General features: G+C 67.0%; 19 protein-coding genes. 14 read left to right on the forward strand and 5 right to left on the reverse strand.

Annotated elements, in window-relative coordinates; all coding sequences use genetic code 11:
- Positions 1 to 92: 92 nt before the first annotated feature.
- From ettA to AC5ZH6_RS10285, 4 genes are all read left to right on the forward strand, one after another.
- Positions 93 to 1,766, forward strand: a complete 1,674-nt coding sequence (ettA, locus tag AC5ZH6_RS10270; protein ID WP_006371236.1) for an energy-dependent translational throttle protein EttA — start codon at positions 93 to 95, stop codon at positions 1,764 to 1,766.
- Between the two features lie 86 nt (positions 1,767 to 1,852).
- Positions 1,853 to 6,703: an NAD-glutamate dehydrogenase gene (locus AC5ZH6_RS10275; RefSeq protein ID WP_265077860.1), complete on the forward strand. Its 4,851-nt coding sequence runs from the start codon at positions 1,853 to 1,855 to the stop codon at positions 6,701 to 6,703.
- Positions 6,704 to 6,765: 62 nt separating this feature from the next.
- The gene (locus AC5ZH6_RS10280; RefSeq protein ID WP_014359706.1) at positions 6,766 to 7,248 is read left to right on the forward strand and encodes an acyl-CoA thioesterase; all 483 of its coding nucleotides are present in this window, start codon (positions 6,766 to 6,768) and stop codon (positions 7,246 to 7,248) included.
- The gene (locus AC5ZH6_RS10285) at positions 7,238 to 7,933 is read left to right on the forward strand and encodes a DUF8010 domain-containing protein (RefSeq protein WP_265077861.1); all 696 of its coding nucleotides are present in this window, start codon (positions 7,238 to 7,240) and stop codon (positions 7,931 to 7,933) included. The genes AC5ZH6_RS10280 and AC5ZH6_RS10285 overlap by 11 nt, the downstream gene beginning before the upstream one ends.
- 31 nt (positions 7,934 to 7,964) lie before the next feature.
- Here the strand turns inward: AC5ZH6_RS10285 and AC5ZH6_RS10290 are convergent, their stop codons facing one another.
- Both AC5ZH6_RS10290 and AC5ZH6_RS10295 read right to left on the reverse strand, forming a co-directional pair.
- On the reverse strand, positions 7,965 to 9,764 hold the full coding sequence (locus tag AC5ZH6_RS10290) for a glycoside hydrolase family 13 protein (protein WP_288336768.1): 1,800 nt from the start codon (positions 9,762 to 9,764) through the stop codon (positions 7,965 to 7,967).
- A gap of 120 nt (positions 9,765 to 9,884) precedes the next feature.
- Positions 9,885 to 10,301, reverse strand: a complete 417-nt coding sequence (locus tag AC5ZH6_RS10295; protein ID WP_079929430.1) for a globin — start codon at positions 10,299 to 10,301, stop codon at positions 9,885 to 9,887.
- Between the two features lie 206 nt (positions 10,302 to 10,507).
- Here AC5ZH6_RS10295 and AC5ZH6_RS10300 point away from each other — a divergent pair, with 206 nt between their 5' ends.
- From AC5ZH6_RS10300 to AC5ZH6_RS10310, 3 genes are all read left to right on the forward strand, one after another.
- The gene (locus AC5ZH6_RS10300; RefSeq protein ID WP_370530192.1) at positions 10,508 to 11,191 is read left to right on the forward strand and encodes an HNH endonuclease; all 684 of its coding nucleotides are present in this window, start codon (positions 10,508 to 10,510) and stop codon (positions 11,189 to 11,191) included.
- A gap of 250 nt (positions 11,192 to 11,441) precedes the next feature.
- Positions 11,442 to 11,690 carry an aa3-type cytochrome oxidase subunit CtaJ gene (gene ctaJ, locus AC5ZH6_RS10305; protein WP_006371243.1) on the forward strand — a complete coding sequence of 83 codons (249 nt, stop codon included), beginning with the start codon at positions 11,442 to 11,444 and terminating at the stop codon, positions 11,688 to 11,690.
- The gene (locus AC5ZH6_RS10310) at positions 11,677 to 12,186 is read left to right on the forward strand and encodes a DUF5130 domain-containing protein (RefSeq protein ID WP_231386685.1); all 510 of its coding nucleotides are present in this window, start codon (positions 11,677 to 11,679) and stop codon (positions 12,184 to 12,186) included. The genes ctaJ and AC5ZH6_RS10310 overlap by 14 nt, the downstream gene beginning before the upstream one ends.
- A 203-nt stretch (positions 12,187 to 12,389) precedes the next feature.
- Here AC5ZH6_RS10310 and AC5ZH6_RS10315 read toward each other — a convergent pair whose 3' ends face one another.
- Entirely contained in the window at positions 12,390 to 13,793 is a 1,404-nt protein-coding gene (locus tag AC5ZH6_RS10315) for a cation:dicarboxylate symporter family transporter (protein ID WP_026920190.1), read from the reverse strand.
- A gap of 157 nt (positions 13,794 to 13,950) precedes the next feature.
- On the opposite strand from AC5ZH6_RS10315, the gene AC5ZH6_RS10320 reads away from it, so the two are divergent.
- Complete coding sequence (locus tag AC5ZH6_RS10320; protein ID WP_496168999.1) at positions 13,951 to 15,579, forward strand: sensor histidine kinase; 1,629 nt, start codon at positions 13,951 to 13,953, stop codon at positions 15,577 to 15,579.
- 16 nt (positions 15,580 to 15,595) lie between these two features.
- Positions 15,596 to 16,291 (forward strand): response regulator, encoded by a 696-nt coding sequence (locus tag AC5ZH6_RS10325; protein ID WP_014359714.1) that lies wholly within the window; start codon positions 15,596 to 15,598, stop codon positions 16,289 to 16,291.
- Between the two features lie 24 nt (positions 16,292 to 16,315).
- Here AC5ZH6_RS10325 and pepN read toward each other — a convergent pair whose 3' ends face one another.
- Complete coding sequence (gene pepN / locus AC5ZH6_RS10330; RefSeq protein WP_211541724.1) at positions 16,316 to 18,928, reverse strand: aminopeptidase N; 2,613 nt, start codon at positions 18,926 to 18,928, stop codon at positions 16,316 to 16,318.
- Between the two features lie 168 nt (positions 18,929 to 19,096).
- Here pepN and AC5ZH6_RS10335 point away from each other — a divergent pair, with 168 nt between their 5' ends.
- The 3 genes from AC5ZH6_RS10335 (at position 19,097) to AC5ZH6_RS10345 (ending at position 21,189) form a co-directional block, all read left to right on the forward strand.
- Entirely contained in the window at positions 19,097 to 19,702 is a 606-nt protein-coding gene (locus AC5ZH6_RS10335) for a mycothiol-dependent nitroreductase Rv2466c family protein (RefSeq protein ID WP_014359716.1), read from the forward strand.
- A 152-nt stretch (positions 19,703 to 19,854) separates the two neighbouring features.
- The gene (locus tag AC5ZH6_RS10340) at positions 19,855 to 20,328 is read left to right on the forward strand and encodes a ribose-5-phosphate isomerase (protein WP_014359717.1); all 474 of its coding nucleotides are present in this window, start codon (positions 19,855 to 19,857) and stop codon (positions 20,326 to 20,328) included.
- A gap of 57 nt (positions 20,329 to 20,385) precedes the next feature.
- Entirely contained in the window at positions 20,386 to 21,189 is an 804-nt protein-coding gene (locus AC5ZH6_RS10345; protein WP_006371251.1) for an Fpg/Nei family DNA glycosylase, read from the forward strand.
- A 43-nt stretch (positions 21,190 to 21,232) separates the two neighbouring features.
- Here AC5ZH6_RS10345 and AC5ZH6_RS10350 read toward each other — a convergent pair whose 3' ends face one another.
- Complete coding sequence (locus AC5ZH6_RS10350) at positions 21,233 to 21,373, reverse strand: hypothetical protein (RefSeq protein ID WP_006371252.1); 141 nt, start codon at positions 21,371 to 21,373, stop codon at positions 21,233 to 21,235.
- Positions 21,374 to 21,604: 231 nt separating this feature from the next.
- On the opposite strand from AC5ZH6_RS10350, the gene AC5ZH6_RS10355 reads away from it, so the two are divergent.
- A complete protein-coding gene (locus AC5ZH6_RS10355) occupies positions 21,605 to 22,510 on the forward strand; it encodes a PE-PPE domain-containing protein (RefSeq protein WP_288337050.1) in 906 nt (301 codons plus the stop codon).
- 119 nt (positions 22,511 to 22,629) lie between these two features.
- Positions 22,630 to 24,078: a Si-specific NAD(P)(+) transhydrogenase gene (sthA, locus tag AC5ZH6_RS10360; protein WP_006371254.1), complete on the forward strand. Its 1,449-nt coding sequence runs from the start codon at positions 22,630 to 22,632 to the stop codon at positions 24,076 to 24,078.
- Positions 24,079 to 24,157: the final 79 nt, after the last annotated feature.

The following is a 24,157-nucleotide window of genomic DNA, read 5'->3' on the forward strand; positions in this document are numbered from 1 at the left end:
CCCTCCGCGCCCGGGGATCGCCCGCCGCAGATGAGACCGCGAGTAGTTCGTCGGCCCCACGACCCGAAAACCACTGGTAGAGAGGCTCACGCGTGGCAGAGTTCATTTACACCATGAAGAAGGTGCGCAAGGCGCACGGCGACAAGGTCATCCTCGATGACGTCACGATGTCGTTCTTCCCGGGCGCCAAGATCGGCGTCGTCGGTCCGAACGGCGCGGGTAAGTCGTCGATCCTGAAGATCATGGCCGGCATCGACCAGCCGTCGAACGGCGAGGCCTTCCTCGACCCCGATGCGACCGTCGGCATCCTGCAGCAGGAGCCTCCCCTCAACGAGGAGAAGACGGTCAAGCAGAACGTCGAGGAGGGGATGGGCGAGATCAAGGTCAAGCTCGACCGCTACAACGAGATCGCCGAGCTCCTCGCGACCGACTACTCCGACGAGCTCATGGAGGAGATGGGCAAGCTTCAGGAGGACCTCGACAACGGTGACGCCTGGGATCTCGACTCCCAGCTGGAGCAGGCGATGGACGCCCTTCGCTGCCCGCCCGGGGACTCGCCGGTCACCCATCTCTCCGGCGGTGAGCGGCGTCGCGTCGCGCTGTGCAAACTGCTGCTGAGCAAGCCCGATCTGCTGCTGCTCGACGAGCCGACCAACCACCTCGACGCCGAGAGCGTGCTGTGGCTCGAGCAGTTCCTGGCGAGCTACCCGGGTGCGGTGCTGGCCGTCACCCACGACCGCTACTTCCTCGATCACGTGGCAGAGTGGATCTGCGAGGTCGATCGCGGCAAGTTGATCCCGTATCAGGGCAACTACTCGACCTATCTGGAGAAGAAGGCCGAGCGTCTGGAGGTCCAGGGCAAGAAAGACCAGAAACTGCAGAAGCGCCTCAAGGAGGAGCTGGCCTGGGTCCGCTCGGGTGCCAAGGCCCGCCAGACCAAGAACAAGGCACGTCTGGCGCGCTACGAGGAAATGGCGGCCGAGGCGGAGAAGACGCGCAAGCTCGACTTCGAGGAGATCCAGATCCCCACCCCGCCCCGGCTGGGTGACGTCGTCGTGGAGGTCTCGCATCTGGACAAGGGCTTCGACGGTCGGGTGCTGATCAAGGATCTGTCGTTCACGTTGCCCCGCAACGGTATCGTCGGTGTGATCGGCCCAAACGGTGTTGGTAAGACGACGCTGTTCAAGACGATCGTCGGGTTGGAGAAGCCGGATTCGGGCACCGTCAAGGTCGGCGAGACGGTCAAGCTCAGCTACGTCGATCAGAATCGCGCGAACATCGACCCCAAGAAGTCGGTGTGGGAGGTCGTCTCCGACGGTCTGGACTACATCGAGGTCGGCCAGAACGAGATGCCGTCGAGGGCGTACGTGTCGGCATTCGGATTCAAGGGCCCCGATCAGCAGAAGCGGTCGGAGGTCCTCTCCGGTGGTGAGCGTAACCGCCTCAACCTGGCGTTGACCCTCAAGGAGGGCGGCAACCTGATCCTGCTGGACGAGCCGACCAACGACCTCGACGTCGAGACCCTCTCGTCGCTGGAGAACGCGCTCGAGCAATTCCCGGGTTGCGCGGTCGTCATCAGCCACGACCGCTGGTTCCTCGACCGCACCTGCACCCACATCCTCGCGTGGGAGGGCAACGTCGAAGAGGGCACCTGGTTCTGGTTCGAGGGCAACTTCGAGGCCTACGAGGCCAACAAGGTCGATCGCCTCGGCGCCGACGCCGCGCGCCCCCACCGGGTCACGCATCGCAAGCTCACGCGCGACTGATCGCCGGGCGGAGCCGCAGGCGCTAGGCTCGCCATGGAGCCAACGGCGGCGCCTCCGTCACCCCTGCGCCGCGCACGAGAGGGTGATTGTCGTTGTCGGATGTGACTTCGCTTCTGCCGCAAGTCATTCCCAGCTATCTGGCGACCTCGGTGGGTGTCACCGGAGGTGCGGCGGGAACCGATCGGTCGAGCATCGATCCGGGCACTCTCGACCCGGCCGTCCTCGACCGCATCCGGGCGCACATGGAGATCGCCGCGATCCGTCGACCCGGTGAATCGGTGGTCGAGGTCACCACCGACGGAGCGGGCGGCACAGATGTGGTGGTGGTGACCGACGACATGCCCCTGCTGGTGGAGTCGGTGCTCGCCGCGCTCGAGGGGCGAGGGATGACGGTCACCCGCATCGATCACCCGATCATGGCGGTCACCCGTGACCGGACCGGCACCCTCACCGACATCTGCGGCCCCCACGCAGGCCTGGCCGAGTCGTGGATCTCGGTGACGGCGTTGTCGAGTCGGGAGACGGTCGACGATGCGCAGCTGCGGGCCGACATCCGGCGGGGGATCGATGTGGTCGCCGTCATCGACGGTGACGCCACCGCGATGCGGGAGCGTTTGACCGGATGTTCGGCGGAGTGCGCCGGCGCGCATCTCGGCGACGAATCGGGTGTGTCCGCCGACGTGCAGCGCGAGTACGCCCGGCTGCTCGAGTGGTTCGCCGGCAACCACTTCGTGCCACTCGGATATGCACGGCTCGACGCCTCCGGTGCGGTGACCGACCGGCTCGGTCTCAACCGCGCCGAGTCCGTCGACTTGGACTTCCCGAGAATCGATTCCTCGCCCCTGACGCCCCGCGTGTCGCGGGTGTTCCTCGATACCGGAATCCAGCGCTCGAAGTTCCCGATCCTCATCGCGGTGCCGGCTTTCGACGCTGCGGGAGAGCACGTCGGCGAGCACCGTTTCCTCGGTGTCTTCACCTCCTCGGGCCTGCATCAGACGGTGCTCGACGTCCCTGTTCTACGCGGCAAGGTGCACGACGTGGTCGCCCTCGCGGGCGTCGACGAGGACTCGTTTGCCGGACGCACGATGGTCGAACTCCTCCAGAACTACCCGCTGGTCGAGATGTTCCAGGACACGACCGCGGAACTGCATCGGCGAATCGACGAGATGCTCGACGCCGTCGCGACGCGATCGCTGCGGGTGTTTCTGCGCGTGCACCCCGCAGGCGGAGCCGCCACCGCGCTCATCTACCTACCGCGCGACCGGTACAACACCCCGTCACGAACTGCGCTGGGGAGGGCCGTCACCGAAATGCTCGAGGGCAGCGACCTCGAGTACTCGGCGCGGGTCAGTGAGCGCCCGCTCGCGTTGCTGCAGGTGATGGTTCGGGTGGACCCCGACGTCGCGCGCTCGTGGGGGTCGGTCGACATCGGCACCGATGTACAGCGCCGGATGCAGATCACCCTGTCCGAGGCAATCCGGAGTTGGGACGAGCGGGTGCGTGAACTGATCACCACCACCGCCTCGGAGCGGGCCCTGCCGCCCGGTGGCGCCGACGCCATGCTGCGGCTGATCAACACGTTGCCGGCCGACTACAAGGACCAGCGTGCGCCCGCCGACGCGGTCGGCGACCTCGCGCACGTGGCCGCACTCGAGCCCGGGCATCTGGCCGTCACGTTCGCCAAGCATTCGGGTGCGCAGAGCCGAACCGACCGGGATCATTGGGACTTCACCCTGTACCTGTGTGACGAGTCGGCCACCCTGACCGACGTGCTGCCCGTCCTGCACAGTCTGGGCCTCGACGTCATCGACGAACACCCGTATGCCTTGCGCGGCATCGGCGACAAGGACTGTCACGTCTACGAATTCGCCGTGGTCCTGACCGCCGGGATGGATGTCGACGTCGATCACGCCGACGACCTCCCCGAGCGGTTCACCGAGGCATTCGCCCAGATCTGGCGGCAACACGCGCAGATCGATGCGTACAACGAGCTGATCATCCGATGTGGGCTGGACTGGCGGGCCGCGGCGATGCTCCGTGCCTACGGCCGCTATCTCAAGCAGTGCGGATTCTCTTACAGCACAAGTCATGTCGCATCCACATTGGGCCGCTACCGTGAGGTCACGCGCGGGTTGGTCGCCTTGTTCGAGGCGTCGTTCGACCCGGCGGTCGCCGACGCGGACCGTCGTGCCGATGTACTCGAGCAACTGCGTTCGGACGTGGGGGCAGTGCTGAGCCTCGACGCCGACCGCATCGTGTCGGCGTTCCTCGCGGTCATCGCCGCCACCGATCGGACCAATTTCTATGTGCTCGGCGCGCCGGGCAACTCCGGCGACACGACGGACAGCGACACGACGGACAGCGACACGACGAACAGCGACGACGAGCACCGACCGGTGATGTCGTTCAAGCTGCGTCCGCGCGACATCCCGCAAACCCCGGAACCCCGTCCGTTGCACGAGATCTTCGTGTACTCGCCACGTGTGGAGGGGGTGCATCTGCGATTCGGTGCCGTCGCCCGAGGTGGGCTGCGGTGGTCGGATCGGCGCGAGGACTTCCGCACCGAGATCCTCGGTCTGGTCAAGGCGCAAGCGGTCAAGAATGCGGTGATTGTGCCGGTCGGGGCCAAGGGCGGATTCGTCCTGACCCGGCCGCCGGCCCCGACCGGAGATGCCGCCGCCGACCGAGAGGCATTGCGGGCGGAGGGAATCGACTGTTATCGCATGTTCATCTCCGGTCTGCTCGACGTCACCGACAACATCGACCGTGCGACCGGCGAGGTGATCCCGGCCCGATCAGTGGTCCGGCGCGACGGTGACGATCCGTATCTGGTTGTCGCCGCCGACAAGGGCACTGCGGCGTTCTCCGACATCGCCAACGACGTGGCGGGGCGGTACGGCTTCTGGCTCGGTGATGCCTTCGCGTCCGGGGGCTCGGCCGGCTACGACCACAAGGCCATGGGCATCACGGCGCGCGGTGCGTGGGAATCGGTGAAGCGCCACTTCCGGGAAATGGGAATCGACACCCAGACACAGGATTTCACGGTCGTGGGTATCGGCGACATGAGCGGTGACGTGTTCGGCAACGGCATGCTGCTCAGCGAGCACATCCGACTCGTCGCCGCCTTCGATCATCGCCACATCTTCATCGACCCCACCCCCGACGCCGCATCCTCGTATGCCGAGCGGGCGCGGATGTTCGCGCTGCCGCGCTCGTCGTGGGCCGACTACGACGAGCGACTGATCAGTCCCGGCGGAGGTGTCTGGTCGCGCGAACGCAAGTCGATCCCGATCAGTCCCGAGATGCGCGCGGCCCTCGGGCTTCCCGACGATGTGACCACCCTGTCGCCGCCCGAGCTGATCCGGGCCGTGCTGCTCGCGCCGGTCGACCTGCTGTGGAACGGAGGCATCGGCACCTACATCCGAGCCTCGACCGAATCCGACGCCGACGTCGGTGACAAGGCCAATGACGCGATCCGAGTCACCGGAGACGAGTTGCGCTGCAAGGTGATCGGCGAGGGAGGCAATCTCGGGGTGACCGAGCGTGGCCGCATCGAGTTCGACCTCGCGGGCGGACGGGTCAACACCGACGCCATGGACAACTCGGCAGGTGTGGACTGCTCCGACCACGAGGTCAACATCAAGATCCTGCTCGATGCCGCGGTGTCCTCGGGGGGCTTGGCGCAGGCCGATCGCAACCCGCTGCTCGAGTCGATGACCGACGAGGTCGCGCGACTGGTGTTGGCCGACAACATCTCCCAGAACTCCGAACTGGGATTCTGTCGCGCCTACTCCCGTGACCGGGTGGACGTGCACGTACGACTGCTGACCGCCCTCGCCGCCCGTGGGGTGAATTTGACACTCGAGGCGCTGCCCAGCCCGGTCGCGTTGCGCAAGCGATTCGACTCCGATACCCACCGCGGCCTCACCTCGCCAGAACTCGCCACGCTGATGGCGCATGTGAAGCTGGTCGCCAAGGACGACCTGCTCGCCGGTGACCTCCCGGACAACGACGTGTTCGACCATCGGCTCACCCACTATTTCCCGGTGCCGTTGCAGGAACGATTCGCCGCCGAGATCCACGACCATCGCCTGCGTCGGGAGATCGTGACCACGGTGCTTGTCAACGACGTCGTCGACCGCGCGGGCATCACCCATCTGTTCCGACTCGGTGAGGCGACCGGTGCGACCACCGAGGAGCTCGTCCGCGCATTCGTGGTGGCCGAGCAGGTCTTCGGGATGGCCGGTCTGCTCGACCGCATCCAGAGCGCGTCGGCCTCCATCGACGCGGTCGACGAGATGATGCTCTACGCGCGGCGATTGCTGTTCCGTGCGTCGCGCTGGTTCCTGGCATTCCGGCCGCAACCGTTGCCGATGGCTTCGGACATCACCCGCTACCGCGAGCGGGTCGCCGACCTGACCGCGCGCCTCGACGGCTGGTTCGGTGCGGCGTCGGCCGCCGACGTCGACGCGCGGGTGCGCCGATATCACTCCCTCGGCGTGGCACCGGATCTCGCTCACGATGTGGCGGTCAGTCTGCATCGATTCTGCCTGCTCGACATCATCGACGCGGCCGAGATCGCCGACCGTGAGCCGGTCGAGGTGGGTGAGCTGTACTTCGCTGTGATGGAGCACTTCGGTCTCGAGGAATTGCTCACCGCGGTGTCGAATCTCGAATACGGCGACCGATGGCATGCGTTGGCGCGCTTGGCGTTGCGTGACGACATGCACGGTGCGCTGCGGGCGTTGACGCTGACGATCCTCGAGGGCAGCGAGCCCGACGAACCGTGCGCGGAGAAGATCAGCGAGTGGGAGAGCGCGCACTCGTCTCGTCTGGCGCGGGTGCGGTCGATGCTGGCCGAGATCGAGGCGGCCGGCAACATCGACCTCGCCACACTGTCGGTGGCCGCGCGGCAACTCCGCAGTGTCATCCGGTGAGTGGGATCCGATGAGCCGCAACGCCGTCGGACCGCACGCGGTACGCGAAGAGGGGAGTCGTAGTGCTCTACGAGGATGAGGGAACCGCCACCGACAAGGGATATGTCGTGCGGGTCCCGGTGCGTTGGTCCGACATGGACGTCTTCCAGCACATCAACCACGCACGGATGGTGACCCTCCTGGAGGAGGCCCGAATCCCGTGGCTGTTCTACGACGGACGGCCCACCGCCGATCTGCGGCGCGGCTGTCTGGTCGCCGACCTGCACGTGAAGTACGCAGCGCAGATCCGCCACGACGAGGGTCCGATCGTGGTCACCATGTTCGTCGAGAAGGTACGGGCGGTGGACTTCGTCGTCGGTTACGAGGTGCGCCCCGACGGTGCTCAGCCCGACGACGCACCGGCCGTCATCGCCTCCACCCAACTCGTCGCGTTCGACGTGGATGCACAGCGTCTGCGGCGCCTCACCGCCGACGAACGCGCGTACCTGGAGAGCTTCCGGTTGCCGGACACCACCGAGCAGACCGCGCCGCATCATGGAGGGTGAGCGGCATCTGACGTTGCAGCGCGCCGACGACCTCTCCGACGCGCTGGCCTTCCTCGGCCGTGCCCACCGGCTCGACGACGCTGCCGTTGTCCGCCTGGCGGTACGCGGCGACGGCCTGATCGGGATGTGGTCACACACCGGATTCGACGTCCTGGTCACCCGGGCCGTATTCGGCCGGATGGCGCCCAAGGATCTGGTGGCCGACGTGACCTCCTTGCGCGCAGCGCTTTCCGGCGCGACGCCCGGAACCCCCGTCGACCCCGGTATGCCCTTCGATTCGGCGTGGCGTGGCGCACTGCCGCTGCTCACCGGTTTTCGCCACGTCGACGACGTGCCCGCGCGCACGGTGGTGGGGCTCGTTCGGGACGGTGCTCGCGTCGCACGCGAGGAGGGCAGCGCGCACGGCCCGGCGACCGGCGTACTCGATCAGGACGTGCTGGAGGTCACCTCGACCGACGGCGGTCTACGGACCGCAGTCTCCCTGCGCGCGCTGTTCGCGCTCACCGGAATGGGTTTCGTCCGTGACGCGCAGGGCCGCGCGATCACCGAGGACTCCGATGTCGAGGCGATCGATGCCGATGAGCCGATCCGAATCCGGATGTCGGCGGCCTGGATTCGGATCGACGCAAGGTTCGGTGCGGTCTACCTGCGCCGCCATCGCGACCTCGGCGTCACCGTGCTGTGACCACCTCTCGGTGGTCCTTCGGTGCGCAGCCTCACACCAGCCAGGCGGCGGAATTCGGTGCGAGATGACCGTCGACGAGAGGGGCGCTGAGCAGCAGGACCTCTCCAGGGGGGAGCGGTACCGGCTCGTCGCCGGCGTTGAGGGCGCAGATCAGGCCGCCACCGGCTCTGCGGAATGCCAGGCAGTCGTCGGGTGCGCCGTACCATTCGACCGTGTCTCCACTGAATTCACTTCGGCTGACCCGCAATTCGATGGCCTGCCGATACAACGAGAGGGTCGAGGAGATGTCCTCGAGCTGCTTCTCGACGGTGTAGGGCGCCCAATCGTCGGGCATCGGCAACCACGTCTGCGCCGAGGTGCTGAAACCATAGGGCGGCTGTGAACCCTCCCACGGTATGGGCACCCGGCAACCGTCGCGCCCGCGTTCGGTGTGATCCGAGCGCTCCCATACCGGATCCTGCAATGCCTCGTCCGGGAGATCCACATTGGGGAGTCCGAGCTCGGCGCCGTTGTAGATGAAGACCGTTCCGGGGAGGGCGAATTCGACCAGCGCCATCGCGCGCGCCCGGGCCCGGCCGACGTCGAGGTCGACCTCGGAGTCCGGGTCGTGCTGATCGAGGCGACCGTAGCGCGAGACCTCCCTGTCGACATCATGATTGGACAGTGTCCACGTCGGCGTCCCCGAGACCCGAAGTACCGCATCGAGAGAGTTCTCGATCGCGGCGCGGATCTCGTCGGGATCGAACGCGGCCTTGGCAAGTCGGAAATTGAACCCGAGATGCAGCTCGTCCGGCCGCAGGTACTCGGCGAAGCGTTCGTTGTCCTCCACCCAGATCTCGCCGACGTTGGCCGCGCCCGGATACTCGTCGAGCACCTTGCGGATCTTTCGGTGGATGTCGTGCACCGCATAGTTGTTGAAGCGCGGATCGTCGTCACTGTTGGTCAACAGCCCGACCGAGTCGAGGTCCATGTCCGGCAGGTCCTCGGGCTTGGCCATGCCGTGCGCGACGTCGATGCGGAAGCCGTCGACGCCACGGTCGAGCCAGAACCGAAGGGAGCGTTCGAGATCCTCGAACACCTCGGGGTTCTCCCAGTTCAGATCCGGTTGCTCGGCGGCGAAGATGTGCAGATACCACTGACCGGGTGAGCCGTCGGACTCGGTGACCCGTGTCCATGCGGGTCCGCCGAACACGCTGTGCCAGTTGTTGGGTGGCTCGTCGCCGCCCTCACCGAGGCCGTCGCGGAAGATGTAGCGGGCGCGTTCGGGGCTGCCGGGTTCGGCGGCGAGCGCGGCCCGGAACCACTCGTGTTGGTCGCTGGTGTGATTGGGGACGAGGTCCATCGTCACGCGCATTCCGCGGTCGTGTGCCTCGGCGACGAGTTCGTCGAAGTCCTCGAGATCGCCGAAGAGGGGGTCGATGTCGCGTGGGTCGGACACGTCGTAACCGTGATCGGCCATGGGGGAGCACATGATCGGGCTCAGCCAGAGGGCGTCGATCCCGAGGAGTTCGAGATATCCGAGTTTGTCGATGACCCCGGCGAGATCGCCGACACCGTCTCCGTCGAGGTCGGAGAAGGATCGCGGGTAGATCTGGTAGAAGATCGCCGATCGCCACCACGTGGTGTCGGACGGGTCGAGTTGCGGCACAACCGAACCTGGCGCCGCCGCGTCGGTCAGTTCACCGGCGGGGTCCGTCTCGGAGGTCGCCTCGTCCTCGCCGGTCCCGTGGCTTTCCTCGCCCGCGTCGGCGGGATCCGGTCCGATGTCGCTCGGGCCGGAAACCTGCTCGTCGGTGAGCGCTTCCTCGGAGCCGGTGTCCTCCGAACCCATGGGCACAGCGCTCGATGTCTCATCGCTCACGTCGCAATTGTGCCTCACCTGATAATTCGGTGACCCATGCAGGTCCGCGCGGCGAGTCGCCGATGCGCGCGCCGAGGTGGAGGCCGTTGGTCAGAACGGCGAATTCATCATCGACTGTGCAGCCATTTCCATGTAATCGGTGAGCGCACGGCGATGTTCGTCGTCGAGGGTCTGTGAGTCGATCTCCGCGATCGCGGTGTGCATGCAGCGCAGCCAGGCATCGCGTTCGATCGGCCCGATCTTGTAGGGGTGGTGCCGCATCCGCAAGCGCGGATGACCGCGTTCCTCGGAATAGGTTCGCGGCCCACCCCAGTACTGCTCGAGGAACATGCGGAGTCGGCGTTCGGCCGGACCGAGGTCTTCTTCGGGATAGAGCGGCCGGAGTATCTCGTCCTTGGCGACCTCGGAGTAGAAGGTGTGGGTCAGGCGGGCGAAGGTGTCGGCGCCGCCGACCTCGTCATAGAACGATCGGCTCTCGGGTGCGGGAACGGGCTGGGAGGCACTCACCCGACCAGTGTCCTCCACCGGCGCCGAAGGTCTCAAACCTCACGCGTGCCCACCGTCGGTGGACGCCGCGGGTATCGGCGGTCGGCGGGTGCACCGACATCCGTTGTTCACACAAGTGACCTGCGTCGACACCCGAGATTTGTCGTGCACGACCGCGCTCGGCGTGTTCCACTTGACGCGTCCGGTGCGCGCACACGGGAGGCGGGATGACACGCAGAAGCCAACGGCAGGTTCGCGATGTGACGGTGTTGCGTGGCGAGCGGTCGCTGCGCCGCGCGCACGAGAGCCCCGTGTCCACCAACCCGGAACTGACCGAGAAGCCTGATGCTGCCGACGAGTCCCGTCCGTCTGCGGGGCTTCCGGCTGCGGGACTGTGGGGACGACGCCGCGTCCTGCTGCTCAACGCGACCTACGAGCCGCTCACCGCGATCTCCCTGCGCCGGGCGATCGTCCTCGTCCTGCGTGAACGCGCCGACGTCGTCCACGCAGTGGCCCCGGGGATGGCCGTGCATTCCGCCGCGCGAACGGTCCCGATCCCGTCGGTGATCAGGCTGCGGACCTACGTCCGCGTGCCCTATCGTGCGGTCACCCCGATGACCAGGGCGGCATTGATGCATCGAGACCGCTCCCGCTGCGGTTACTGCGGGGCCAAGGCGACCACGATCGACCATGTGCTGCCCCGAAGTCGTGGCGGTGGGCACTCCTGGGAGAACTGCGTGGCCTGCTGCGCGAGCTGCAATCACCGCAAGGCCGACCGCCTGCTCAGCGAACTCGGCTGGACCCTGCACACGCCGCTCACCGCTCCCAAGGGGCGGCACTGGCGACTGTTGGCCACGATCAAGGAGATCGATCCGGCGTGGGTCCAGTACATCGACGCCGGGGCGGCCTGACAAGCCGGTCGTTTCCGGTGGTCGGTGTCCGCTCGAGGCCCCGCGGAGTCCTCCGATTCGTCCCGGACGGAGTGCGCTGATCGTTCCGGACGGAGTGCACCGAATCATCCCGGACGGAGTCCGCCAAATCGTCTACGACACGTTGTAGGCCCCACTGGGACGCACCCGCGCCGGTGGGCTAGATTGATCACACAACCTGGTGGTGCGGGCGGTTTCGTGCCGTTCGAGGAACACCGATCGAAAGGATGTCATGGATAGCGCCATGGTCGGTATCGGAGTCGTGGTCACGGTCATCTGCGTCGTGATGGTCGTGCTCTGCGTCGTCTCGATGATGTTCTCGTCCGGCCTGAAATACCCGAAGGTGCAGGAGTACACGCTCGATCAGGAGTGGACGCGCCAGCCGTTGCTGTTCAGCGCCACCGAGATCGAGCCGATGGCGCTGCCGCATCACGCGGGACCGACCGATGTGGATGGAGGCTCGGCCAGTGGCAAGTGGTGAAGTGACTCAGGCCGGCACACCCGGCGCCGCGCAGGGCGGCAACGTCAAGCTGTCGCCGACCACCGCGCTCCCGATGGGAACGGTGATCACCAACAGCGGTCGCGTCTCGGCGACCCGGTTTCCCGGCCAGGCACCGAGCACCCCGCCGTTCTCGCAGCGGGATCTGATCGATCTCGACGACGCACTCAAGGCTGCCAGCGAGAAGGCCCTCGTGCGTTTCTCGGTCTACATCGGTGAACTCGGTGAGGACGCCGTCGCCGACGCGCGCGCGGTCCTCGCACAGGCTCCCGAGCCTGCCAACGGCGCGCTGATCGCCGTGTCGCCCAACACCCACGACGTCGTTGTCGTCTCCGGTGCGCGGGTGGCCGACCGGGTCAACGATCGGGTCGCCCAACTCGGTGTGACCGCCGCGATCGGCAGCTTCCGGTCCGGTCAGCTCATCGACGGGCTGATCGCCGCACTGCACGTCGTCGCGACCGCTGCCGCACCTTCCTGATCACCGGATCTCGTTTCTTCGCGCCGATGCGGGGCTCTCCACCGAGAGCCCCGCATCGGCGTTTCGGTGGGTGCCCGGCCGAGCGTGCACGCCCGCAGGGCCCCCTACAACCGACCACTGCGTGCAGATGCCGGCGCCGGTCACTCCTGGTGGGAGTGACCGCGCCGGCGTCTCGTGGCACCCGATGATGTGCCAATCGGCGTTCAGCGTGCGGCGAGTTCCTTTTCCGTGACGATCGTGTCGTCGTGGGTGCGTGGCCGGTCGAGCGGTTCCTCGTCGACCATGTCCTGTTCGTTGAACGGGTCCCGGCCGGCGAGCACCTCCTCGACACGCGCTTTGTCGACGGTTCCGGTCCACGAGCCGACGAGCAGAGTGGCCACGGCGTTACCGGAGAAGTTGGTGACCGCACGCGCCTCCGACATGAAGCGGTCGATCCCGACGATGAGGCCGACGCCGTCGAGCATCTCCGGTCGGTGGGCCTGCAGCCCGCCGGCGAGCGTGGCCAGGCCGGCGCCGCTGACGCCGGCGGCGCCCTTGGAGGCGATGATCATGAATGCCAGGAGACCGATCTGCTCCGGGATCGACAGCGGATCACCCATGGCGTCGGCGATGAACAGCGAGGCCATGGTCAGGTAGATCGCGGTGCCGTCGAGATTGAACGAGTAGCCGGTCGGCACGACGACACCGACGGTCGTCTTCTCGACACCGAGGTGTTCCATCTTGGCGATCAGCCGGGGCAGCGCGGACTCCGACGACGAGGTCGCGAAGATCAGGATGTACTCGCGGGCCAGGTACCGGACCAGCTTGAAGATCGACACCCCGGCGGAGGTCTTGAGCAGCACTCCCAGCACACCGAACACGAACACCAGGCAGGTCAGATAGAACGCGACCATGAGCACCAGTAGCTGGCCCACCGCAGCCCAGCCGGTCTGGCCGACGACGTTGGCGATCGCACCGAAGGCGCCGATCGGGGCGACCCACAGGATCATGGTGAGGACCTTGAAGACCAGCTTCTGGAAGTAGGCCACGGCGTTGAGGATGGGTTCGCCGGTGCGCCCCATGGCCTGGATGGCGAAGCCGACGAGCAACGCCACGAACAGGGCCTGCAGCACGCTGCCCTCGGTGAGCGACGACAGCAGCGAGGTGGGGATGATGCCCTCGATGAACTCCATCGTTCCGCCCGATTCGTGCGCCTTCTCCGCCAGCGCGGCGCCCTGACCGGCCACCGCAGAGATGTTGAGACCGGTGCCGGGCTTGATGAGGTTGCCCACGACCAGGCCGATGGCCAGGGCGACGGTCGACATCACGAGGAAGTAGACGAAGGCCAGGCCGCCGACCTTGCCGACGGTGGCGGCCTTGCGGACCGATCCGATGCCCAGGACGATGGTGCAGAAGATCACCGGCGCGATCATCATCTTGATGAGGGCGACGAACATCGTGCCCAGCACGCCGATGTCCTTGCCCACCTCCGGCCAGATCAACCCGACGGCCACGCCGGCGACCACCGCGATGATCACCGAGATGTAGAGCCAATGGGTGCGGTCCCGCTTCTTGCGCGGGGTGGCCGGGAAATCGGCGGTGCCCGCCGTGTTCGACCTGATGTTCATCAGTGAGTCCTTTCTCGTCCCGCCCTCGCGTACGGCGATGGGAGGTGCTGACTGAGAATTCTTCGGCGTTACGGTGACCCCGGTCACCATTGAGTTCATTTCGTTCAGTGGCGTGGACCACCTCGATCGGGCAGTGTGAGTGCGCCGGACCGGCACGATGTGTGAGGTTGGGCCGGTGGCGGAGAACGAGGGAGGCGCACGGGTGAGGGCACGGTTGCTGCCGCGGTCGCTGGCCGGGCAGGCGGTCGCATTGCAGGTCGCGGTGGTCATCGCGATCGTCGTGGTGGGCAGCCTGCTCGCGGTCGTCGATGCCCGTGCCGACGCGAATCGTGCCGCGCGGGAGCAGGTGACCGCGGTGGCGGTGAGTATCGCCGACGCCCCGTCGACCGCCGCGGCGATCACCTCACCGGACCCGACGACGCAACTGCAGCCGGTCACCGAACACATCCGGCAGGCCACCGGCATCGCGTTCATCACCATCATGAACACCCACGGCATCCGCTACACCCACACCGATCCCCGGTTCATCGGCGGCCACTACCTGGGCACCATCGAACCGGCGCTGCGGGGGCAGACGTTCACCGAGATCTACACCGGCACACTCGGTCCGTCGGTCCGCACCATCGCTCCGGTCCGCGCCGGCGACGGCACCATCGTCGGCGCGGTGGCCGCGGGCATCACCCAGTCGACGTTGACCGAGGACTGGGTGTCACAACTGCCGCTCATCGGCGCCATCGGCGGCGTCGCCCTGGTGATCGCGTTGGTCGGCTTGTGGGCGATCCGTCGGCGTCTGCTCCGTCATACCGGTGGGCTCACGCCGACGGAGTTGCGGGTGATGTACGACCATCACGATGCGGTCCTGCACGCGGTTCGTGAGGGACTCGTCGTCGTCGATTCGTCGCGCCCGGTACTCGTCAACGACGAGGCGCGCCGCCTGCTGGGAACCGATGAGCCGCTTCATATCCCGGAGTTCATGACGTCGGGCACCGAACCGTTGCGCGACGTTCTCGTCGCCGAGGGAGGGCGAGTACTGATGGTGAATCGGTCACCGGTGCCCGGTCGGGATGCCGCGGTGATCACCATCCGCGACCGCACCGAGGTGGCCGAGGCGATGGGTGAACTCGACTCGATGACACGCTTCGCCGAGGCGCTGCGGTCGCAGGCGCATGAGTCGGCGAACCGCCTGCACACGATCGTGGCGTTGATCGAGATGGGACGGTCGGGCGACGCCGTGCGCATGGCCACCGAGAATCTCGAACTCTCCCAGAAACTCGTCGACCGGGTCGGCGACGCGGTGGTCGAGCCGACGCTGGCGGCATTGTTGCTCGGTAAGACGGCACAGGCCGCCGAACGCGGTGTCGAACTGACACTCACCGAGGACTCGATGGTCGATGACCATGCGACGCAGATCCTTTCGGCCGGCGAGATGATCACCGTGGTGGGCAATCTGATCGACAACGCGCTCGACGCCGTCGACCCGGACGATCCCTGGGTCGAGGTGACCGTCATCGGCGACGCTGCCCACGTACACGTGGTGGTCGCCGATTCCGGACCCGGCATGACTCCCGACGAGTTCGCTCGAGCGCGACGCCGCGGTTACTCGACGAAAGCCGGTGGTGACACGGCCGGACGCGGACTCGGTCTCGCGTTGGTCGCGCAGGTCGTGCACCTGCACGGCGGTACGATCCGAGCGGAGAACACCTACGGTTCGGTGGTCGGCGTCGAGATCACGGCCGGCGCGCAGGCGTCGACACCGACCGAACCGGACGCCGGGAGGCTCAGATGATGCGAGCAGAGCCGCGATGATCCGGGTGCTCGTCGTCGAGGACGACCAGGTGATCGCCGCCGCACACGTCGACTTCCTTTCCCGGATCGGTGGATTCGACGTCGTCGCCCATGCGGCCACCGCGCAGGAGGCGCTGCGCAGGGCCACCGCGGCCGCCGACGGCGCCCACCCCGTCGACCTCGTCCTGCTCGACCTCGGCCTGCCCGACGCGAGCGGCATCTCGCTGGCCTCGGCATTGTCGGGCATCGTCCCGTCCCCCGACATCATCGCGATCACCGCGCAACGAGACCTGGACTCGGTTCGTAGCGCGATGGCCCACGGTGTGCTGCTCTATCTCATCAAGCCGTTCACCTTCGCGGCATTCGGTGAGAAGATCCGGCAGTATCTGAGCTACCGCGAGGCGCTGACCGGTGGGGGAGACGCGGTGAGTCAACGCGACATCGATCGTGCGTTGGCGAATCTGCGCACCGCCGACACCCGGCGTACCGCCGCGAAGGGGCGCTCCCCGGACACCGAGGACGCCGTCGGACGTGCCATCCGCGACAGCACCGACGGTCTGACCGCCTCGGAGGTCGCCGGCGCGATCGGTAGCTCCCGGGTGACGGCCTGGCGCTACCTCGAGCGCCTCGCCGACGACGGTACGGTCGACCGGGTCACCGAGTACGGCAACACCGGTCGACCGCAGATCCGCTACGTGTGGCGGGCACGCTGAGCGGTCGGCCGCCGGCCACGGCGGTCAGCGAGTGGCGTCGAACGCCCGGGCGCGCAGTGAACGTTCCACTCCCGCACGGCCTTCGGCGATGAGGCGCTTGAGCGCGGCGGGATGGTCGGCGGCCAGGAACTCATCGGCGGCGGCGAGACCGGCCTCACTGATCTCCCACGACGGGTAGAGCCCGACCACCACCGTCTGGGCGACCTCGCTCGAACGCCGCGACCACACACCGGGCACGGCGTCGAAGAACTTCGCGACGTACTCGCCCAGCAGCGCACCCTGACCGGGTCGGGCGAAGCCGGCGACGACCGATCGGGTGAAGATGTTCGAGGCCGAATCGTCGTCGACGGCCTGGGCCCAGGCGTCGGCTTTCGCCTGCGCGAGCGGGCGGGCGGCACGGGCCGTTGCGGCCTGCCGGGCACCGGCGGCGGTGTTGTCGCGCTCGGCCTCGGCATCGATGACCGGGGTCGAGTCGGGGTCGGTGTCGATGGCGCCCGCGGTGGCCAGCGCGATCACCAGCCGCCACCGCAGATCGGTGTCGACGGTGAGCCCGGACAGTCCGTGCGACGCTGGGTCGTCACCATCGAGCAGACCTTTGGCCACGCCGACCTGACCCTCATCGAGGGCACCTGCCAACAGGGTGTTGACGAAGGCCAACTGGTGATCCGAGCCGGGCTCGGCGGCGCGGGCGAGTTCGAGCAGCCGCGCCGAGAAACTCCGACGCCCGGTCTGCTCGGCCCACGTGGGGTCGGCGTAGGACTCGATGGCGGTGGTGGCCTGCAACAGGACTCGCTGGACCACCCCGATCTCGGTTTCGGCGACGATCCCGCGCTCGACCAACTCGACGAAGTCGCGGGCGGCCATCTCGGCCTGACGGGTCATCTCCCACGCCGCCGACCACACCAAGGTGCGCGGCATCGAATCGCTGATGTCGCCGATCCGGGTGGTCGCGGTCGACAACGAATCCGGGTCGAGCCGCACCGAGGCGTAGGTGAGGTCGTCGTCGTTGATCAGGATCAGCTTGCCGCGGTGGACGCCGAGCAGATCGGCGACGTCGGTGCGTTCGCCCTCGACGTCGAGTTCGATGCTGTGCGTACGGGTCAACGCGCCCGAGTCGCCGTCGTCATAGATGCCGACCCGCAGCCGGTGCACCCTCGTCGCGCCCACCGCCGACGAATTGTCCGCGCCACCCGCGCCCGGGACCGCACCGTCCTGCACGATCGTGAACCGGGTGAAAGCGCCCGAGTCGTCGAGCTCGAAGTCCGGGCGCAACACGTTGATGCCGGTGGTCTTGAGCCACTGCCCACCCCAGTCGGACAAATCGCGGCCCGACGATTTCTCCAGTGCGGCAAGGAGATCGGAGAAGGTTGCGTTGCCGAAGCGGTGCGCGGAGAAGTAGTCGCGCAGACCGGCGAGGAAGTCCTCGAGTCCGACGTAGGCGACGAGCTGTTTGAGTACCGACGCGCCCTTGGCGTAGGTGATGCCGTCGAAGTTCACCTCGACCGCGGCGATGTCGGGGATGTCGGCGGCCACCGGATGCGTTGAGGGCAACTGGTCCTGACGGTAGGCCCACGACTTCTCGACGTTGGCGAAGGTGGTCCAGGCGCTGGTGTACTCGGTTGCCTCCGCCTGGCACAGCACCGAGGCGAAGGTGGCGAAGGATTCGTTGAGCCACAGGTCATCCCACCATTTCATGGTGACGAGGTCGCCGAACCACATGTGGGCCATCTCGTGCAGGACGGTCTCGGCCCGGCGCTCATAGAGATAGTTGGTGACGCGGGAGCGGAAGACGTAGTCCTCCAGGAAGGTCACCGCCCCGGCATTCTCCATGGCGCCCGCGTTGAACTCCGGAACGAAGAGCTGGTCGTACTTGCCGAAGGCGTAGGGGATACCGAAGTTCTTGTGGTAGAAGGCGAATCCCTGCTTGGTCTCGGTGAACAACCGGTCGGCGTCCATGAACTCCGCCAGTGAGGCCCGGCAATAGATCCCCAGGGGGATGGTGCCGTGCTCGTCGGTGTAGGAATCGGTCCATTCGGCGTAGGGTCCGGCGATCAGGGCCACGAGGTAGGTGCTCATCGTCGGCGTCTCCCGGAAGCGGTGCACTCCGGGTTCGGCGGCGGCGGTGGCGACCTCGGGCGCGTTGGAGATCACCTTCCAGTCGGTGGGTGCGGTGACCGTCAGCGTGTAGGTGGCCTTCAGGTCGGGCTGATCGAAACATGCGAACATCCGCTTGGCATCGGCGGTTTCGAACTGCGAGTACAGGTACACCGAGTCGTCGGTGGGGTCGACGAAGCGGTGGAGCCCCTCGCCGGTGTTCGAGTATGCGCAGTCGGCCACCACGGTCAGGGTGTTCTCGGCGGCCAGCCCGGGCAACTCGATGCCGACGGACTCGTCGAAGCCGGTGACGTCGAGTTCGGTGCCGTTGAGCGTCGCCGAGCGCAGGGTCGGCGCAACGAGATCGATGACGGTCGATGCGCCCTGAGTGGCGGTGAAGGTCACCGTCGTGGTGGAGGCGAAGGTGGTGGCGCCCGGCGCGCCGTTGCCGTCGGTGAGATCGAGGTCGATGGCGTAGTGGGACACGTCGACGGTGGCGGCGCGCTCGCGGGCCTGATCACGGGTGAGATTCGGGGCAGTCACAGCGGCCAGCTTAGTGCTCGGCGGCGATCGGGGGTGCCGACGCGACGCCGGAGGAGCAGGATCGGATGGAATGGGCTCGGCCGCGCGCGGGTTGAGTGGGCCGAGTTCGCCGCGCACCCGGTGTGAGCAGAAGGGTGTCCGGGAATCGTCGAGAAGAAGGGAAGACGTATGTCGAAGGATCGTGTGGATTTCTGGTTCGACCCGCTGTGCCCATGGTGCTGGATCACCTCGCGGTGGATCCTCGAGGTCGAGAAGGTGCGCGACATCGAAGTCAATTTCCACATCATGAGCCTGGCCGTGCTCAACGAGGGGCGCGACATCCCCGACAGCTACCGCGAGGGCCTCAAACAGGCATGGAAGCCGGTCCGCGTGATCGCCGCAGCGGCCGCGGCGAAGGGTGAGTCGATCCTCGCCCCCCTCTACACCGCGATGGGTACCCGTATCCACAACGGACAGAACAAGGATTTCGACGTGGTGATCGCCGAGTCGCTCGCCGAACTCGATCTCGATCCGACGCTGGCCGAAGCCGCCGACTCCACCGAGTTCGACGAGGCGATTCGGGAGAGCCATCACCGTGGGATGGACAAGGTCGGCGACGACGTCGGCACGCCGACCATCCACATCAATGATGTGGCCTTCTTCGGTCCCGTGCTCTCGCGCATCCCGCGCGGGGAGACCGCGGGCACGGTGTGGGACGGTGCGGTGGCACTGGCGTCCTACCCACACTTCTTCGAGCTCAAGCGCTCTCGCAACGAGGACCCCGAATTCGACTGACCGCCCCGGCGTGTACTCCGCCCCGACGACTCTCCTCCGGTCGCCGGGGCGGAGTCGTCCGGGGGTAACCCCATGGTCTCGGGGGTGACGACCACTGTCGGGTCGTCACCCGGCACCGGAATCGCGGGTGGGCGGGATCTATAGTGAGGCGCATGCGCGTATACGTGGGTGGAGATCATGCCGGCTTCGAACTCAAGGGGGCCATCGCCGAGCATCTGCGGTCCAACGGTCATGAGGTGATCGACTGCGGGGCACACGTCTACGACGCCGCCGATGATTACCCGGCATTCTGCATCGCCGCAGCGGAGAAGGTGGTGGCCGATCCGGGCAGCCTCGGAATCGTACTCGGCGGCAGTGGAAACGGCGAACAGATCGCCGCGAACAAGGTGCCCGGTGCGCGGTGCGCCCTGGCGTGGAGCGTCGAGACGGCCCAGCTCGCTCGCCAGCACAACAATGCGCAGTTGATGGGGATCGGTGGACGGATGCACACCACCGAGGAGGCGCTGGCGATCGTCGACGCCTTCTTGGCGGCGAAGTGGTCGGAGGAACCGCGTCACCAGCGTCGCATCGACATCCTCTCGGAGTTCGAGAAGACCGGTGTGGCGCCGGCCGTCCCCGAGTCCTGAGGGCAGCGCACTCGGTGACGGTGGCGACATCGGCGAGTTCGGCGACGGTGGTCGTCGATGCCTGAGGGGCATACCCTGCATCGCCTCGCCCGGCGTCAACAGAAGCTCTTCGGTGGGCAGCGGGTGCGGGTGTCGAGCCCGCAGGGGCGTTTTGCCGAGGGCGCCGCGGTGGTCGACGGCATGGAGTTCCATCGCGCGCAGGCGTGGGGTAAGCACCTCATTCAGCGCTACCGCGACGGCAAGCGGACCCAACTGCTGCACGTCCACCTCGGGCTCTACGGCTCGTTCTCCGAACTCGCGGTGCCGATGGGGGAGCCCGTCGGACAGGTCCGGATGCGGATCGTCGGAGACGAGGTGGGCACCGACCTGCGCGGGCCGACCGCCTGCGAGTTGTACACGCCTGCCGACCTCGAGGACCTCGTCGCGCGGCTCGGCCCGGATCCACTACGGTCCGACGCCGACCCGGAGCGTGCGTGGCAGGCGATCCACCGGTCGTCACGACCGATCGGCGCCCTGCTGATGGATCAGAAGGTGATGGCCGGCGTGGGTAACGTCTATCGTGCCGAGGTCCTTTTTCGTGCACGTCTCGACCCGATGCGGGCCGGGCGCACCGTCGATCGGGAGGCCTTCGACGACATGTGGGCCGACCTCGTCGCCCTCATGCGAATCGGTGTGCGGCGCGGGCGAATTCACGTGATTCGGCCGGAGGACGATCACGGGCCGGGGTCGTACGCACCGGATCGGCCACGCACCTATGTGTACCGGCGCACCGGAGAACCCTGTCGGATCTGCCGAACCCCGATCGCGACCACCGAACTCGTGGGCCGAAACCTGTACTGGTGTCCCCACTGTCAGCGGTGACGGCCATACCAGTGGCTGCGTCAGCATGGGAAGTGCTTCAGGGTCAGCGACTTTCGTGACGCTGTGCCATGACGAGCAGCTCGTCGCGCTGGGCTCCGGACGACATCAGGGCGATGCGCTCGTAGAGCCGACGGTGGTTGTGGCCGGAGGGGAGGAAACGTTCACGCAGACGTGCGAACGACATGGGTACCGCTTCTTTCGTACTTCTCGGGGGATGGTGATCGTCGACGGTTCGCGACCGTGTTCGACCCCGTCCATTGTTCGCGTTACGAATGTGTTACGCAACCGGAATCCAGGTGATCCTGGGCACCCTCGGCACGTCGGTGACCAGGCATCACAGCGCGATGGTCCAACTCTCATCCGGCCCTCAGCCGACTGTCCGGTCCCTCTCATCGACCATCGCGACGATGGAGTCATGACAGCCCACACCGACCCGGTGCACGCGGTGACGGTTCTGGTGGTCGGCGGAACCGGAGAGTCCTACGACGGTGACATGCGCACCGAGGTCACCGGACTGCTCTCGGGCGTCACCGATGCCCTCGACGACCGGTTCGACACCCGATGGGTGGGCTACCCGGCGAGTTACGGTCCGGCACCTCATCTTTCGGGTATCAGCTACGCCGACAGCGTCGCCGCCGGGCAACGCGCACTGGCCGCGGCGCTGCACGCGGTCGTCGGACCGGTGATGATCATCGGCTATTCACAGGGCGCGGTGGTGATCCGACGCCTGCTGGCCGATCTCGACGCACGTGCCGACATGCGCGCGCTGAGCCGTGTCGTGGCGGTCGGATTCGTCGCCGACCCCCATCAGCCGCCCGGCGTCGTTGCGGGATGCGACGGGTGGGGAGTGGCCGGGCCGGGTCCGGCGATCCCCGAGCCCATCCCGGTCTGGTGGGTCGGCGCCCCCGAGGACATGATCTGCAACGCCTCGCGGGATTCGTTCGTCCGCGATATCGCCGATCTCACCGACACCCTCACCTTCGCCGCCCCCCGACGCTGGCTGTCACAGACGTGGAAAGTGTTGCGCAGCAACTCCTTCCAGAATGCGCGGGCAACCTCGGTGCGACCGGCGCAGTGGTTGCGCGACGTCGAACGGCTGGGTTCGGCATGGCGGGAGGTTCGCGGCTACCTGCCCGGTGTGATCGCCTGGCGCGGCATGGTCATCCGCAATCGGGCGGGCGGCAGACACACCGCCTACCACGACGAGCCGTACCGCCGGGACTCGGTGACCGATCCGCTGACCACCGGCTGTGAGGCGCTGGCCCAATGGATGCAGGTGCAGGCCACCTTCACCATGGGCCCGGCCGACCTGGCGGCCTGAGGACTCCCGCTCGAGTCGTGGGATCTGTCGACCTGGGTGACACTTGTCCGGGCGGTACCGATCACCTGCGGTGATCGATACACCGCCGAGCCACGGACACATCGAGCGAAGGATCCACGGTGGATCATTACGACATCGTCGTCATCGGGTCAGGACCGGCAGGTCAGAAAGCGGCGATTGCGGCGGCCAAACTCGGCAAACGCGCCGCGATCGTCGAACGCAAACACATGATGGGCGGCGTGTGCATCAACACCGGCACCATCCCATCGAAAACCCTCCGAGAGGCCGTGCTCTATCTGACCGGCCTGAACCAGCGAGAGCTCTACGGACAGTCGTACCGACTCAAGACCGACATCACCGTGGCCGACCTCACCGCGCGGACGATGCACGTCGTCGGCAAGGAGATCGACGTCATCCAGAGTCAGCTGGCCCGCAACGGCGTTGTGACGCTCATCGGCAGCGCGACCTTCACCGGCCCGCACGAGATCGCGATCGAGGACGCCACCGGAGACCTCAAACACGTATCCGCCGACCACTTCGTCGTCGCGGTCGGCACCCGCCCGGCGCGCCCGTCGTCGGTCGACTTCGACGGGGAGACCGTCGTCGACTCCGATCAGATCCTCGAACTCGACCGCGTTCCGGGATCGATGGTGGTGGTCGGCGCCGGGGTGATCGGCATCGAGTACGCGTCGATGTTCGCGGCGCTGGGCACCAAGGTCACCGTCATCGAGCAGCGGCCGGCGATGCTCGATTTCTGTGACCGGGAGATCGTCGAGGCCCTGCAGTATCAGCTCCGGGAACGTGGCGTCACCTTCCGTTTCGGCGAGCACGTCCGCACCGTCGAGACCCACCCCTCGGGAACCCTGACCATCCTGGAATCGGGAAAGCAGATCCCCGCCGACACCGTTCTGTATTCCGCAGGGCGTCAAGGTGTTTCCGATGAGCTCGCGGTCGAGGCCGCGGGGCTCACCGCCGACAACCGTGGGCGCCTCAAGGTCGACGAGCATTTCCGCACCGAGGTCGAGCACATCTATGCGGTCGGCGACATCATCGGATTCCCGGCGCTGGCGGCCACCTCGATGGAGCAGGGACGCCGCGCGGCATATCACGCCTTCGGCGAGCCGGTCGGACACACCCCGACCGACCTGCAACCCATTGGGATCTACGCGATCCCCGAGATCAGCTTCGTCGGCCGGACCGAGGATCAACTGACCACCGACAACATCCCGTTCGAGGTGGGTGTGGCCCGGTATCGCGAGCTCGCACGCGGAGCGATCATGGGGGACTCCTACGGATTGCTCAAGCTTCTCGTGCACGCCGAGGACCGCACGCTGCTCGGCGTCCATGCCTTCGGGTCGAACGCTGCCGAACTGGTCCACATCGGCCAGACCGTGATGGGTCTCGGCGGCACCGTCGACTACCTGGTCGACGCGGTGTTCAACTACCCGACGCTGGCCGAGGGGTACAAGGTGGCCGCACTCGATGCGTCGAACAAGATGCGGGCGATCGCGCGGGTGCGCGCGGAGGGGCGATCGCTCGATCTCGATGTGTCGGCGCCGGTGGCCTGACCGGTGCCCTGAGCCGATCAAGCCCCTGACGACGACGAAGGGCCGGCCCAGGTTGGGCCGGCCCTTCGTCGGTACGAGG

The sequence above is a fragment of the Gordonia sp. YC-XJ4 genome (assembly GCF_059511865.1).

What these genes read in the sequence shown, in the direction of transcription:
- AC5ZH6_RS10285 (WP_265077861.1), top strand. Translation starts at nt 7,238, where the DNA reads ATGGAGGGTGAGCGGCATCTGACGTTGCAGCGCGCCGACGACCTCTCC.
- AC5ZH6_RS10290 (WP_288336768.1), bottom strand. Translation starts at nt 9,764, where the DNA reads ATGGGTTCGGAGGACACCGGCTCCGAGGAAGCGCTCACCGACGAGCAG.
- AC5ZH6_RS10300 (WP_370530192.1), top strand. Translation starts at nt 10,508, where the DNA reads ATGACACGCAGAAGCCAACGGCAGGTTCGCGATGTGACGGTGTTGCGT.
- ctaJ (WP_006371243.1), top strand. Translation starts at nt 11,442, where the DNA reads ATGGATAGCGCCATGGTCGGTATCGGAGTCGTGGTCACGGTCATCTGC.
- AC5ZH6_RS10315 (WP_026920190.1), bottom strand. Translation starts at nt 13,793, where the DNA reads ATGAACATCAGGTCGAACACGGCGGGCACCGCCGATTTCCCGGCCACC.
- AC5ZH6_RS10320 (WP_496168999.1), top strand. Translation starts at nt 13,951, where the DNA reads ATGTGTGAGGTTGGGCCGGTGGCGGAGAACGAGGGAGGCGCACGGGTG.
- AC5ZH6_RS10325 (WP_014359714.1), top strand. Translation starts at nt 15,596, where the DNA reads ATGATCCGGGTGCTCGTCGTCGAGGACGACCAGGTGATCGCCGCCGCA.
- AC5ZH6_RS10335 (WP_014359716.1), top strand. Translation starts at nt 19,097, where the DNA reads ATGTCGAAGGATCGTGTGGATTTCTGGTTCGACCCGCTGTGCCCATGG.
- AC5ZH6_RS10340 (WP_014359717.1), top strand. Translation starts at nt 19,855, where the DNA reads ATGCGCGTATACGTGGGTGGAGATCATGCCGGCTTCGAACTCAAGGGG.
- AC5ZH6_RS10345 (WP_006371251.1), top strand. Translation starts at nt 20,386, where the DNA reads ATGCCTGAGGGGCATACCCTGCATCGCCTCGCCCGGCGTCAACAGAAG.
- AC5ZH6_RS10350 (WP_006371252.1), bottom strand. Translation starts at nt 21,373, where the DNA reads ATGTCGTTCGCACGTCTGCGTGAACGTTTCCTCCCCTCCGGCCACAAC.
- AC5ZH6_RS10355 (WP_288337050.1), top strand. Translation starts at nt 21,605, where the DNA reads ATGACAGCCCACACCGACCCGGTGCACGCGGTGACGGTTCTGGTGGTC.